This window comes from Paenibacillus sp. ALE2 (assembly GCF_054113385.1).
In genome coordinates, this window is the sequence record NZ_CM134213.1 from 2173676 (window position 1) to 2188872 (window position 15197).

Consider the following 15197-nt stretch of genomic DNA (forward strand, 5'->3'; position numbering starts at 1 on the left):
ATCCTACATTAGGAGGGGGCATGGTTATATGGGACGATTTTTTTAATTTAGGGGTTATTTGGGTTTGATTTCTGGTAAAGTGTTTAAAAAAGATTGATGAATCCAATCTGAGGGAGGAATTTATAGCATGGGGAAAAAGTTAAGAACCACAATTACAGGTGTACTGAGTACAGGTCTTATTCTTAGCGCATTCAGCGCAGCGGCAGCTGCTCCTCAAACTACAAGCGGCCATTGGGCGGGAGATCAGGTGCAACGCTGGTCAGCTACAGGGCAATTGGATGGGGCGGTAAAACCGGATGCGGCGATCACACGCGCAGAATTTATCGTTCTTCTGAACCGCAGCTTGGGAACGTTCACACAGGAACTTCCAGCAGTGACAGACGTAACGTATGCAGGTGGTGTGAAAATTAACGGTAATGGAAGCAGAACGTTCACAGATGTTCCGGCATCCCACTGGGCATACAACGAACTGACAAGTGCCGTAAATGCAGGCTACATAAGCGGCTATGCAGATAACAAGCTCAAACCAAATGGTAAGGTAACACGTCAGGAAGCAGCTGCGATTATTGGCAAAGCTATTGGGCTGACTGCGGGTAACGCAGCAGATGTTACTAAATTCATTGACTCCGACAAAATCGGATCTTGGGCGAAGAAAAGTGTAGCGGCTGTTGCGGAGCAAAAAATCATCAACGGTTATCCGGATGGTAAATTCCAGCCACTGAAGCCGCTGACTCGTGCAGAGGCGGTTGCTATTCTGGATGCTGCATCCGGTTATAACCTGAGCCCTGTTGATAATCTGACGACGACTCCTGGCGGAACGGTAACGGATTCCACATACAGTAACGTGACCAATTCCACTTACGGTAATACGTCGACTACTTCTGACAGTGAAACAGAAGATAGCAGCACAAGTACTAGCACAGATAGTACAACTACTACGGACAACTCTACAACAACAGAGACAAGCACAGAGACAACTACAAATACCGATACGACTACAGACACAGCTACTGACGCGGATGCTACCTCGAATACACTGAAAGTCAACGATGTGTACGATGGTGAAGGTACAATTACAGGAACAGCAAAAGCGGGTTCCACAGTAACTGCCTATTCCAACGATCTGCCTATCGGCAGTGCAGTAGCCAAAGATGACGGCACATTTAGCATCAGTGTGCTTACTCAAAAAGCGACAGTTAGACTGGTGATCAAAGCTAAAGATACAGACGGCCATGAAAGTGAGCCTGTAGAAATCTCGGTTTTGAGTAAACGCAGCGAGTAATTTAGAAACAAAAAAACCCCCTTTCACTCTGTCTGGAACCAATCCAGCCAGTAGTGAAGGGGGATTTTTTCGTTTATTCGCTTATTCCATCTTCCACAATAGGTTTCTCCAGTTCGCGTGTTTGTGGCTCAGACGATGTGCTACCGCCATAACTAGCTATAATGCGCTGCTGCGCTCGGTACGTATCGCGGCTGATTCGGGTGCGCTCGACGGGTTTTCCATCTACCTTTTTTATTCGAAAAGTCTCTACCACATACCCTTCTTTCCCCTGCCGAATGACTTGATAGAAGCCGGAGGGGAGTGAGTCATTACGTATTCTCTTTACGGGTATGGGGAGTACGCGAACGGTGTGAGATTCAAGCTCATACGAAATATTGGATGGGAATGTACCAAAAATTTTGACGGTAAGCGTTCGATTTTGGACCGCGGCACGTAGGAGCAAATGTTTGCCGGTATTATTTCTAAAACGAAAATTAATGGATCCTGTAGCAAAGGTCGCATCCTGGCCTTTGGGCAGATAGCTGACTGGCAGGGAATGGTTGCGGCGTTCGACAATGTCCAAGCCGACTCGCAGCGCTGCATTATAGACCGTGCTGGATACCTGACAAATCCCACCGCCAATGCCGGACTCCAGCCGTCCGTTCACGATTACTGGAGCCTCACGAAAACCATGGGTGCGCTCAGCCTTGGCAATCACCTGGCCGTAGTCAAATATGTCACCTGGTTTGAGAATTAAACCATCAACGGTGCTTGCCGCCGAATTAACGTTATACACACGTCCTTTCGAGCTACTGCCGAGACTGGTGGAAAATTGGGTAATTTTACGCTCTATACCTTCGCTGCGCAGACTGTCGACCGTAATTTTCGGCTCCAACTGGTGGAACGGTAATTCCACTAGGATCGGCTCCTCGAAAGCCGTAAAATCCTTGGGGAGTGCCTGCTTCATTACGACGTCCAGTTTGGGCCAATCCAAGCGCCGGGCAGAACGCCCCGGAATATAACGAACCTGATCGTTTGCATCAATCTGACGCACCGCATTGATAGGCATGCCGTATCGTTGTTCCTCCCAATCAGCTCCAAATTGGGATTTTAAGATCTTCTCTTGCTGGAAAGGTGTGATAGACCATTCCTTCTCGAAGCTAAAACGTGTCTGTACGCGAGTCCATAGATGCTTCGCGCTGAGTGCCTTTACCGCATTTCGGAATGCCTCCGCTTTATAACTGAACCCTGCTTCCCCGAGTGTTAGCTTTATATCCTGTGCACTGCTGTCACTGTCCGTGAAGAGCAGAGGGCGCTGCTTCAATGCATCCAGTTTTTTCTCCACCAGTCGAAGAGCGTCCGTTTTATCCATGCCGCCTACGTTGACTCCTCCGATCCGCACTCCCTCTGGTAGTGTTTGTCTATCGGCGTACAGATGAAGTCCTCCCCACAACATAGCGAGCGCCAGAACACCAGACCATATCCAAATGACAGATAAATGAATTTTTTTCATAATGCAGATGTCTCCTGTCTGATAAGCTTGATAGCATTTCGTGTGCCATAATATTCATATATATGTGCCAAAAGCAGAAAACTTTCGGTACTATTTAGGTAACAAATTTGTTACAATGATAAACGGTATGATGAAATACAGAAGTTTTTAAAGGAAATGCATGGAATATGTCGAATGGATACTAGGTTATACGTAACATGATTAAGCAGCGGGAAGTGATCGAGTGATTGAAATGCAGGATGTGTGGAAGACCTATACGAACGGGACCCACGCACTTCAAGGAGTATCGGTCAGAATTGACCGTAATGAATTCGTATACGTAGTCGGCCCGTCTGGAGCGGGGAAATCGACTTTTATGAAGCTTATTTATAGAGAAGAAGTACCGACCAAGGGACAAATTTCAGTCAATGGTTTTAATATTGGGAAGCTCAAGCAGCGCAAAATTCCCTACGTTCGTCGTAACATCGGAGTCATTTTTCAGGATTTCCGGCTTTTGCCGCGTTTGACAGCCTATGAAAATGTGGCTTTTGCTATGGAAGTTATAGAGGCTCCCAAGAAGCTGATCCGCAAGCGGGTTCCAGAAGTGCTCGAATTGGTTGGCTTGAAAGAAAAAATGAATCGTGAGCCTGCCCAGCTTTCTGGTGGGGAGCAACAGCGGGTAGCGATTGCACGGGCCATCGTGAACAATCCCTCGGTCATCATTGCTGATGAACCGACGGGGAATCTGGACCCCGAAACATCGTGGGAGATCATGCAGTTGCTGGATGAAATTAATTTTCGGGGTACGACCATTGTGATGGCGACACACAATAAGGACATCGTGAACTCCATGCGTAAACGCGTCATTGCCATCGAAAATGGAAATATCGTAAGAGACCAGGTAAGAGGGGAGTACGGATATGACTTTTAATACCTTCTTGCGTCATATGCGGGAAGGTTTCAAAAACATATTCCGCAATGGCTGGATGTCCGTAGCATCCGTCACCTCAATTATTGTGTCACTGCTCATACTGGGCGTGTTTATTATGCTGGTGCTTAACGTCAACTCCTTGGCTGATCAAGCAGATAGTCAGGTGGAAGTTAACGTATTTCTGGAGCTCAATGTCGATCAGAGCATGCGTGAAACGCTGCAAAAGGAAATCGCGGCAATGCCGGAAATCAGCAAAACGACCTTTGTGACGAAAGCTCAAGGTTTGGAGGAGCTTCGCAAAGATTTGGGAGACAGTGGCAAGGATCTGCTGGAGGGTTTTGACAAGGACAGCAATCCACTGCCGGACAAAATCGTGGTAGAGGTTATTGAACCAACGACGGTTCCATTTGTGGCCGAGAAGATTGAGAAGCTGAATACATTGCATCCCGAAAAACCGATCTTAAAGGTTCGTTACGGCAAAGGCACTGTAGAGACGCTCTTTACCATTACTAAGCTGATCCGCAATGTTGGTTTTATATTCGTCGCCGGACTGGCGATCATGTCTATGTTCTTGATCTCGAATACCATTCGAGTAACGATATTGGCACGACGCAGAGAAATCAGCATTATGAAGCTGGTCGGTGCGACCAACTTTTTCATACGATGGCCGTTTTTTATCGAAGGCGCGCTTATTGGTCTTATTGGTTCTCTTATTACTGTAGGAATTTTATTTACAGGCTATCAGCGTTTGCTGACAGCCGTTCAGGGAGATATCGCTCTCAATATGTTGAAGCTTATGCCGCTTGAAGGTATTTGGATTCAGCTGAGTGCATTGCTGGTTATTTTGGGGATGCTGGTCGGAATTATTGGCAGTACCCTGTCCATGCGCAAGTTCTTGAAAGTCTAAGAAGCATTTGGTGGAACGTCGTAGTCATTCAATAGAACGGGGAAGCCCGGTGTTATTTTGCGATAAAGGATGGGGAGTGCAAGTTGAAAAAAATAGGATCTGTGTTGGCTGCTACGTTGGTAGCTGCATTGCTAATCCAGCCTTCTGACGGATATGCCAAAAGCGTGAGTGAGATCAATTCGCAACTGAACCAATTAGAAAAGCAAGCCAAATCTGCCAAGCAACAGCAGCAAAAGGCTGCTCAAGATAAACAGTATGCTCAACATTACAAAAATAAAACCGTACAAAACCTGAAAACGGTACTTGCTCAAATTAACAGCGTCAGTGATCAGCTGACACGTGTAGCGGTTCAGATCGATCAAACGGAAGATAATCTGCGTGCGACTAAAAAAGATTTGGCCGAAGCAATTGATCGCATCCATTCGCGGGAAAAAATGCTGGAAACTCGTGTGCGTCTCATGTATACGGATGGAACGGTCTCCTATATGGACGTGCTTATGTCTTCGACCAGCTTTAGTGATTTTCTCAGTCGGGTAGATTCCCTGAAAACGATCGTGGAGCAGGACCAAATTCTGTTGGACGAGCATAAAAAGGACAAGGCTCTGGTCGTTAGCAAGAAGAAGCAGCTCGACACGGAATATAAAAATGCCAAGAAGCTGTATGCGCTCAAGCAGGACGCCAAAGCTCAATTGAATTCGAAGGAAAAAGAGAAGCAAAGACTGATTGCCAACTACGATCATGATATTGCTGAATCGGATGAAATTAGTGAAGAGCAAAACGATATGCTGGTAGCCCTCGCGAACAAACGTGTGGCGCTGGTGCAGGAGAAGAACAAGCTCAGAGCGGAGCAGGCTGCCAAAGCAGCACGCGCTAGAGCAGCTGCACGTGCTGCTGCAGCCAAGCGAATTGCGTCTTCATCCTCAGGCGCAGCCTCGAATTCCAGCCATACGGCAGCCAGTACGTATACGGGCGGATCCGGTACTTTGGCTACGCCTGTAGCCCATTACCGACTCTCATCTACTTTTGGCATGCGGGTACATCCGATAACCGGCAAGCTTAAAGGCCATACAGGTATTGATCTGGCGGCTCCGCAGGGAACCGACATTCATGCAGCCGAGGACGGGGTTGTCATTGTTGCTGAATGGTGGAGCGGATATGGGAACACGGTTGTCATTGACCACGGAGACGGACTATGGACCCTATACGGACATATTCGCAACGGCGGTACGGTGGTTCATACGGGGCAAACCGTGAAACGCGGTCAAAAAATTGCGGAAGTGGGTTCGACGGGGAATTCCACAGGACCTCACTGTCATTTCGAAGTGCGCGAGAATAACAAACCTGTAAATCCGATGAACTATTTATAATAGATAAGGTAAGCCCTATTTGTAACCAATCCGGTTGTAGATAGGGTTTTGCTTTAATGGTTCATATCCAATGAAGAACATGTGCATTGAAACACGGAGTAGGATACAATTAACATATTCCGTACAAGCTAGACGTATACTTCGTGAATGGATGCGTTGTGAGGAAATAGGATACAAGATAAAGAGAAGGCGGTGGACGATTAGATGTTGAAGAAAAGTACAGCGGTACTCTTGATGGTGATCGGGCTGCTTGGCGGCAGTCTGCTCACTTTTGCTTATACTGGAACAACCACAGTAGGGAATAGCGCTCTGGGCGAAGGACTGCTGGCGAGTGTAACGGGGAGTAGTTCCTCCTCCAGAAGTGATATCCGCAAAATTGAGACAGCGATGGACCTAATCCAGGGACAATATTATCAGGATGTGGATCGCACCAAGCTGGTGGATGGCGCCATCAATGGAATGATGGAGTCGCTTGGCGATCCGTATTCCTCTTATATGGGTAAAGAAACTGCACAACAGTTCGAGCAATCCATAGAAGGCTCTTTTACCGGGATTGGGGCCGAAGTAGCGGCTGAAAATGGGAAAGTAGTCGTAGTCACACCAATTAAAGGATCTCCGGCTGAAAAGGCGGGTCTACGCGCTAAGGATATTATATTGTCTGTTAACGGTGAAACACTGGACGGATTGGATCTGAACAAGGCCGTTTCCAAAATTCGTGGACCAAAGGGCAGTCAGGCAAAAGTCAAAATTCAGCGTAACGGTTCTCCTGATCCACTCGAATACACGATTACCCGTGACAACATTGATATGGAAACTGTAACGGCTCATATGGAAAGTGATGGAGTAGGTGTCATTACGATCACCCAGTTCTCCTTAAATACGGCAGAACGTTTCAAGGAAGAGTTAGCCAAGCTGGAAAAACAAGGGCTTAAGGGACTCGTCATTGACGTGCGTAATAACCCAGGTGGGGTACTTTCTGTTGTCATTGATATTGCACAGCAATTTGTACCTTCCGGTAAAACGATTGTACAAGTGGAAGACAAAAATCAGAAGCGTGAGGAAGAGAAGTCCAAAGGTTCACGCAAAAATTATCCGGTGACTTTGCTCATGAATAAAGGTAGCGCAAGTGCGTCCGAAATTCTGGCAGGTGCTCTCCAGCAATCCGCTGGCGCAGTGTTGATCGGAGAAAACTCCTTTGGTAAAGGTACTGTACAAACCAGCTATGACAAGCAAATGGGTGACGGTAGCCTGCTCAAAATCACGATTGCCAAATGGCTAACGCCAAATGGAACATGGATTCATAAAAAAGGGATTAAGCCGGACATCGCGGTGGACCAGCCTGAATACTTTACGGCAGCACCGCTGAACAAGGAAAAGTCCTTGAAATACAATATGAATAGCAGCGATGTGAAAAATGCACAAATCATTCTGCAAGGCTTGGGCTACAAACCAGGTCGCGAGGACGGCTATTTTGACAAAGTGACTGAAAGCTCTGTTATGGCTTTCCAAAAAGAGGCGAAGCTGACGGCTAACGGCATCATTGATGCCAAGACAGCATCAGCGATGGAAGCCAAGCTGATTGAAAAAATTCGTGATCCGAAAAATGATAATCAACTCAAGCAGGGGATTGAAGAGATTCGGAAGGAAATGAAGACAGGCGTAGCGAAATAATAGTGAGGCTACAACAAGGGGGCTGGAAACAGCCTCCTTTTTTATTGGGATTTATTTGCAGTCTGTCGGTTTGTCTTCCCTACATTGGCAATTTCATATAAAATAAATGGATATGAAATGTACGTGCTCCGCTATACAGCGGACCAGGGGCATAAGGAGTGTGAATGGACTTGGAATGGGCATTACAATGGGGATGGAGCGTCTTGAATGCTTGCTTGTACCTGCTTTTGCAGCCGTTTTATTATATCTCGATACTCATTGTCGCGCTTGGCTATCGTCGGCAAATGCTACTGGAGCGCAAGCTATTTCATACTAGAATGCATAGCTGGGCTGCAGAGACCTGGCGTGTCGTATGGAGTGGCTTGCTTGCCGGGATGGCACTATCCGTTCTAGGAATGTTCATCAGCGTGCATCTGAACCCGACTTCCATCGTGTGCCTGTGGATAGCCACATTACTGCTCATGCTGGTACGCGTCCGTTACCTGTGTCTTGCTTATTCGGTTGGTCTGCTAGGTGTAGTTCAATTTTTTCTGAACATAGCGAGTGGCTGGCAGCCTGGGGGAGTGCTCGGGACATCGGTAGCAGCTATCCGTGGATTGGATATTCCAGCACTCTTAGTGTTGGTTGCTGTACTGCATGTGGCTGAAGCGCTGTTGGTTCGCTGGCAAGGAGGAAAGGCAGCTACTCCGCTGTTCGTCGAGGGCAAACGGGGGAGATTGGTTGGTGGCTATCGTATGGAAGATCTCTGGCCCATTCCATTACTGTTACTGGTACCCGCTCAGGGAGGATTCATGCTTCCCTGGACACCTTTGTTCGGCGGCGATGCCGGAACAGGGTATATGCTAGCAGCTCTGCCAGTCCTGATGGGCTTTAGCAGTGTGACGCTCGGCCAGCTACCCCGACAGAAGGCAGTACTTACTTCGAACCGATTGCTCCTGTACAGTGTGGCTTTGCTTCTGCTAAGCCTGTTGGCGGCCTGGTGGAGTCCGCTAATCTTGCTGGCAGCGTTATTCTCCTTCTTGGCCCATGAAGCGCTGATTTGGTACGGAAATATAGAGGAAAGCCGTCTTAGTCCGATGTTTGTACATCCCGAGCAAGGGATGCGTGTTCTCGCTGTGCTGCCAGATAGTCCGGCGACAGCTATGGGCATACTGCCGGGTGAGGCCATATACCGTGTGAATGGCATGGTTGTGAACAGCCGTGCCGAGCTGCATCAGGCCTTGCGGATCAACTCTGCTTTTTGTAAGCTGGAGGTACGCAATCTGCAAGGGGAGAGCAAGTTTGTACAGCGAGGCATGTACGATGGCGATCATCATCAGTTAGGGGTCGTGCTTGCACCGGATGCAGACGCAGGCTGGGCCGTATCCATACAGCCGGCCTCCATCTACCGAATTGTGGCCATGCACATAGGTGCACGACGACGCAAAGCGGGACAAGCATCCAAGGCAGAGGGTACGCATTTGGACACCATGGACCAATAGATATTACAACAAGAGGGTGGTCATTATTTGATTAGAATCGAATAAGGCTACCCTCTTTTGTATATGGCGACAGCAGCCTGCTTGAAATGAATATTCTCATCGGTATACAATGAATAATGTAATGGGAAACATTGATGAACCGAATGCCTATCATGTGTGTCAAGCAGGGAGAGGAAAAGATGAACGCGATTCACTTTATTCGAGAGTACATCAGGCACCCACGCAGCGTAGGCGCTGTAATACCCAGTTCAAGACAGCTGGCCAAGCAAATAGCGACACCGATTTACTTTGACAAAGCCTCGTGCATTATTGAATATGGGGCAGGAACCGGTGTGTTTACGCAAGAGCTGATTTTGAACAAGCGTCCAGAAACGTTACTGTTAGTGATTGAGGCAAATGAATCGTTTTATAAAAAATTACAAAGCAAATATGGTCACCTGGAGAGGGTACACATCATTCATGGATCGGCCGAGCATGTAGCGCGGTATATGGAACAGTACCAAGTCTCGAAGGTGGATTATATCGTATCGGGGCTTCCTTTCACCAGCTTACCCGCCGCGTTATCCAGCCTCATTTTGGGACAAACGGCCGAGGTGTTAGGCCAAGAAGGCAAGTTTATTACGTTCCAGTATAGCAAAGTTAAGCACAATTTCTTCCGTACTTTCTTTGCAGATATCCAGATTAAAAAGGTAAATTATAATGTGCCGCCAGCCTATGTGTTTACTTGCAGCCTGTGACCCTTCAGCTATGTAGGAGATTAGAATAAATACGAATATCCATACACGGATGATTATGAGAAGATTGGGTCAGCATCATTAAGATGTTGAAACGGTCTTTTTTGTTGTCCACTTTTATGGAAATATAAGATAAGGGATATGTTAAATGGCAAAATTCATTTAAGGAATCATATTTTAAAATGGGGCTTAACCTATATATTACATAAGTTGGAACCTGTTAGACTTTTGTAGGATTCATAATAAATCTGAACTTTTGTTAAAGGAGATTTATATATGGTAAAACCGCTGATGTTCATGCGCTGGTGTGAGTATTATGGGTTAAGCGACCGTGAGACAGATTTTGTATCCTTTTTTATGATGAATTTTTCGGCTGCACGATCAGGCAATCAACCCAAACTTAAGGATCAATTTGTTGAGATTCAAAAAAAAGCCTTTCCAGAATACCCCTTTGATATTAGCCCGGAAGAACTGGATTATAACAAATTTGAAGAGCTGATGAAACGAGTGTTGAACATTCATTTTGACACAGCCGAACTGTTGTATTCCTTCTATCTCCAAAAGCTGTGTGCACCTTTGGCAGAATACATTTTATCTACTGGAGATGCCGATCCAGCACGGATCTACTATGAGCTTATTCAAAAGGACAAAGTACGGTAGAGATAAAAAAAGCCCCTTAGCTAAGGGGCTTTTTTATATTCAGGCTATAAAGTTATTTAATAAGTTAACTCTAGTCAATGTTCTGCTATATAGGCATTTGGAATAATCTAAGAATATGGACATTACGTCCCATAAATGGTTCGATATGAAGATTTGATCGGTGGAACATATAGCAAAGCTGTATTACAACATTTGAAGATCCGAGCAATTCTGAATTTCGGACGGAGAGGAGAGTGTAATCAACCAGATACTTGGAGCTTCGATGGGTGGAATTTAAGCACGAATCTATAAAAAATGAATCTATGGATTAGAGTAAGGCGATGTTGTTCCGGAGCGGTAAACCCGTTTGGATTTAGGAGCCTTAAACCCTGCCGGAGCGGTACTTGTATGGGGCTGCTCTTTTCAAATGTAAAGGAGGAAAGTGGTATGAGAGCGAAAAATAGTAGTAGTATTCTGTTCAAACGTTCCAAATGGCTGCCTGTCGTCATGGCCTGCACGATGATAGTAGGGGGGGCTTTACCTGCTCCAGCTGTGGTTCACGGTCAAACGGCAAAGACTATTACTATTAAAGTAGATACATCCAAGGATCGTAAGCCTATTAGCCCTTATATATACGGTACAAATCAGGATTTGGCAGGCGATGAAAATATGGCTGCCAGACGACTTGGTGGCAACCGAATGACCGGATACAACTGGGAAAACAATATGTCCAATGCAGGAAGTGACTGGCAGCAATCTAGCGATAACTATTTATGCAGTAATGGTGGCCTGACACAAGCCGAATGTGAAAAGCCAGGAGCGGTGACGACTTCGTTTCATGATCAATCGCTGAAGCTTGGCACTTATTCTTTAGTTACGTTGCCGATGGCCGGTTATGTGGCTAAGGATGGAAACGGAAGTGTGCAGGAAAGCGAAAAGGCCCCTTCCGCTCGTTGGAATCAGGTCGTAAACGCCAAAAATGCACCGTTCCAACTACAGCCTGATCTGAATGACAATCGGGTCTATGTGGATGAGTTCGTCCATTTTTTAGTGAACAAGTACGGCACTGCTTCAACAAAGGCGGGGGTGAAAGGATATGCCCTCGACAATGAACCCGCTCTCTGGTCGCATACGCACCCACGCATTCATGGTGAAAAAGTCGGAGCGAAAGAGTTGGTAGACCGGTCAGTCAGTTTATCCAAAGCTGTGAAAGCGACTGACGCGGGGGCAGAGGTTTTTGGCCCGGTTCTTTACGGATTTGGCGCCTATAAAGATCTTCAAACTGCACCTGATTGGGACTCTGTAAAAGGCAATTATAGCTGGTTCGTAGACTATTACCTGGATCAAATGCGCCTTAGCTCGCAAGCCGAAGGCAAGAGATTGCTGGATGTATTCGACGTACACTGGTATCCCGAAGCGATGGGCGGAGGCATACGAATTACGAATGAGGTAGGCAATGACGAAACGAAGAAAGCCAGAATGCAGGCACCTCGCACCTTGTGGGACCCGACCTATAAGGAAGATAGTTGGATCGCTCAATGGAGCAGCGAGTTTTTGCCCATACTACCTCGAATGAAGCAGTCGGTGGATAAATATTATCCGGGAACCAAGCTGGCAATGACCGAGTATAGCTATGGCGGCGAAAATGATATTTCCGGCGGGATTGCGATGACCGATGTGCTGGGTATCTTGGGCAAAAATGATGTTTATATGGCAAACTACTGGAAGCTAAAGGATGGTGTCAACAACTACGTTAGTGCCGCTTACAAGCTTTATCGCAATTATGACGGAAAAAACTCTACTTTCGGTGATACCAGTGTTAGTGCGCAAACATCGGATATTGTCAATAGCTCGGTCCACGCTTCCGTAACGAATGCATCCGACAAAGAACTGCACCTCGTTGTCATGAATAAAAGCATGGACAGCGCATTCGACGCCCAATTTGATCTTTCCGGCGCGAAGACTTACAGTTCCGGTAAAGTATGGGGGTTCGATAAAAACAGCTCGCAAATTAAAGAAGCAGCGCCAATCACGCAAATTTCAGGCAACCGTTTTACTTATACCGTACCGCCTTTGACGGCATATCACATTGTGCTGACTACTGGCAATGACACGTCTCCAGTGGAAGGTCCTGAAAGCTTTAAGCTGAAAGCTGAGGCTGGTGATGGGAAAGTCCATTTGTCCTGGGACGCTTCCGGCGGAATTGTAGGTTACAGCGTACAGCGGGCAACAGATGAAAACGGCCCTTTCGCTGCTGTAGCATCCAACTTGGTCGAAACGTCTTATACGGATACTAACGTAACAAACGGTACTTCATACTATTACAAAGTAACCGCCAAAACCAATAAGGGATCGAGCGAATCCAATATTTTGAAAGCGGTTCCGAAGACGCCTGTAAACGGTCCCGCTCCCTATGAAGCCGAAGAAGGCACGCTGAAGGGAACCATTGTGGAATCCAGCGGGACCGGCTACTCCGGTACTGGTTATGTAACGAATTTCCACAATCCAGGGGATTCTCTGACGATGACGATTCAGGCTCCCACGGCAGGCTTGTACAATCTTACAATCGGCTACCGTTCTCCTCATGATGACAAACGCACCAATTTCTCATTAAACAGCAAAGCGTTTGGCGAACTGGTGCTTAAGAAAACGGCTGATTTTAAAGAAACTTCCGGAGGCAAGGTGCTGTTGAATGCAGGCGCGAATACGATCAGTTTTGAAACAGGCTGGGGCTGGTACGATATCGACTACGTCAGACTGGAGCCTGCTGCTGACCGCCCACCTCATGCGGTAACTAAAACGCTTACCAATCCGAATGCGACGGTAGAAGCAAAAGCATTGATGAACTATCTGGTTGATCAATACGGGAAGAATATGCTCTCTGGTCAAGAGGAAATAAACGAAATTGATTGGCTTCATGCCAATGTAGGTAAAAAGCCGGCGATTGCAGCGCTTGACCTGATCGACTATTCGCCAAGCAGAGCGGAACACGGTCTTAATTCCACAGAGGCAGAAAAGGCGATTGCATGGGATAAGCAAGGGGGGATCGTTACCTTTGCATGGCACTGGAACGCACCGAAAGGTCTGATCGATACGCAGGGAAAAGAATGGTGGAGAGGCTTCTATGCCGATTCGACCACATTCGATATAGAATATGCGATGAATCATCCAGAGTCCGAAGATTATAAATTACTTATTCGCGACATCGATGTGATTGCAGGGCAATTGAAGAAGTTGCAGGATGCGAAGGCTCCTGTCCTGTTCCGTCCTTTGCACGAGGCGGAGGGCAAATGGTTCTGGTGGGGCGCCAAAGGTCCTGAGCCTGTTAAAAAGCTGTATATTTTAATGCACGACCGTTTGACGAATGTGCACAAATTGAACAATCTGATTTGGGTATGGAATTCTGTTGCTCCGGATTGGTATCCGGGAGACGAGTATGTGGATATTTTGAGCTTTGACTCTTATCCGCAAGCAGGTGATTACAGCCCGCAAATTTCAAAATACGAAGACCTTGTTGCATTGGGCAAGGACAAAAAGCTAGTTGCCATGAGCGAAAATGGACCTATTCCAGACCCAGATTTGATGAAGGCGTATCAAGCTCATTGGAGCTGGTTCGCTACATGGTATGGAGATTTTGTGAGAGACGGCAAACAAAACAGCCTTGAGCATCTGAAAAAAGTGTATAATCATCCGAACGTCATTACGCTGGATGAGCTCCCAACGAACTTAAAAACGTATGGCATTACTGAGCAGCCGTCCGTACCGGGCAGCTTCACGCTGAACGCTGCGGGTGAAACGGCGAAAGTATCGCTAAGCTGGACAGCATCGGCGAGTGCGAAAAGCTATGAAGTGAAGCGTTCGACGACTGAAAACGGCGCGTTCGCCACCGTAGCGAGCGATGTGTACGGAAGCAGCTACGCCGACACAGCCGTAACAGCAGACACGACGTATTACTACCAGGTCGTAGCGAAGAACGATACAGGACAGACGCTGTCGAACACGGCTAGCGCAATGCCGAAAGCGGATACTCAGCAGCCGACGACGGGACTGCTGCTCCAATATCGCACAGCAGATACTAAGGTGAACGATAATCACCTCAATCCGCAATTCCAAATTGTAAACAAAGGCACAACCTCCATACCGATCAACGAGTTGAAAATTCGCTACTACTACACAATCGACGGTGACCGTGAGCAGACTTTCAACTGCGACTATGCGACGCTGAGCTGCTCAAAGCTGAACGGTAAACTGGTTAAAATGGAGAAGGCTGCAACCGGTGCCGATTATTATTTGGAAGTCAGTTTCAATTCGGATGCAGGCGTGTTAGCACCTGGAGGAAGCACGGGCGATATCCAAACCCGTATTCATAAGACAGACTGGTCGAACTATAACGAAAGTGACGATTATTCGTATAAAGGCACGCAAACCTCATATGCCGATCATCCTAAAGTTACCTTGTTTCATAACGGCGTACTTGTTTGGGGAACCGAGCCGACAGCTAATTAAGATAAATGTTCGATCTATAACATTGCTGAAATGAGCAGGGGAATTGTATCCTCTGCTCATTTTTTGTACAAAAACCCACTAGTTCGTTTATCGAGTTAAATTGCCTGAAAAAATTGATGTGTATTCTGTGTGAGGATTTTTATACACATTAAATTCCATAATATATTAAAATCGTGTAGAAAAAGGAGTTGACCACCATCCAATTTAT

General features: G+C 46.7%; 10 protein-coding genes. 9 read left to right on the top strand and 1 reads right to left on the bottom strand.

Annotated features, from left to right (window positions below):
• The first annotated feature begins 127 nt into the window (after positions 1-127).
• Positions 128-1282, top strand: coding sequence for an S-layer homology domain-containing protein (locus ACXHJ1_RS09430; RefSeq protein WP_017427075.1), 1155 nt, complete (start codon positions 128-130; stop codon positions 1280-1282).
• 73 nt (positions 1283-1355) lie between these two features.
• Here the strand turns inward: ACXHJ1_RS09430 and ACXHJ1_RS09435 are convergent, their stop codons facing one another.
• The gene (locus ACXHJ1_RS09435) at positions 1356-2774 is read right to left on the bottom strand and encodes a VanW family protein (RefSeq protein ID WP_457906001.1); all 1419 of its coding nucleotides are present in this window, start codon (positions 2772-2774) and stop codon (positions 1356-1358) included.
• 223 nt (positions 2775-2997) lie between these two features.
• On the opposite strand from ACXHJ1_RS09435, the gene ftsE reads away from it, so the two are divergent.
• The 8 genes from ftsE to ACXHJ1_RS09475 all read left to right on the top strand — a co-directional run bounded on the left by ftsE (position 2998) and on the right by ACXHJ1_RS09475 (position 14989).
• The gene (ftsE, locus tag ACXHJ1_RS09440) at positions 2998-3684 is read left to right on the top strand and encodes a cell division ATP-binding protein FtsE (RefSeq protein WP_007432660.1); all 687 of its coding nucleotides are present in this window, start codon (positions 2998-3000) and stop codon (positions 3682-3684) included.
• Positions 3674-4591: a permease-like cell division protein FtsX gene (ftsX, locus tag ACXHJ1_RS09445; protein WP_016822951.1), complete on the top strand. Its 918-nt coding sequence runs from the start codon at positions 3674-3676 to the stop codon at positions 4589-4591. The genes ftsE and ftsX overlap by 11 nt, the downstream gene beginning before the upstream one ends.
• Before the next feature lie 83 nt (positions 4592-4674).
• Positions 4675-5958: a murein hydrolase activator EnvC family protein gene (locus ACXHJ1_RS09450; protein WP_025365960.1), complete on the top strand. Its 1284-nt coding sequence runs from the start codon at positions 4675-4677 to the stop codon at positions 5956-5958.
• A gap of 204 nt (positions 5959-6162) precedes the next feature.
• Positions 6163-7629 carry a S41 family peptidase gene (locus tag ACXHJ1_RS09455; RefSeq protein ID WP_016822953.1) on the top strand — a complete coding sequence of 489 codons (1467 nt, stop codon included), beginning with the start codon at positions 6163-6165 and terminating at the stop codon, positions 7627-7629.
• A 164-nt stretch (positions 7630-7793) separates the two neighbouring features.
• Positions 7794-9110: a PDZ domain-containing protein gene (locus tag ACXHJ1_RS09460; protein ID WP_017427073.1), complete on the top strand. Its 1317-nt coding sequence runs from the start codon at positions 7794-7796 to the stop codon at positions 9108-9110.
• Between the two features lie 179 nt (positions 9111-9289).
• Positions 9290-9847 carry a class I SAM-dependent methyltransferase gene (locus ACXHJ1_RS09465; protein ID WP_019688761.1) on the top strand — a complete coding sequence of 186 codons (558 nt, stop codon included), beginning with the start codon at positions 9290-9292 and terminating at the stop codon, positions 9845-9847.
• Between the two features lie 273 nt (positions 9848-10120).
• On the top strand, positions 10121-10504 hold the full coding sequence (locus ACXHJ1_RS09470; protein WP_167437848.1) for a hypothetical protein: 384 nt from the start codon (positions 10121-10123) through the stop codon (positions 10502-10504).
• Positions 10505-10930: 426 nt separating this feature from the next.
• Entirely contained in the window at positions 10931-14989 is a 4059-nt protein-coding gene (locus ACXHJ1_RS09475) for a glycosyl hydrolase (RefSeq protein WP_457906002.1), read from the top strand.
• Positions 14990-15197: the final 208 nt, after the last annotated feature.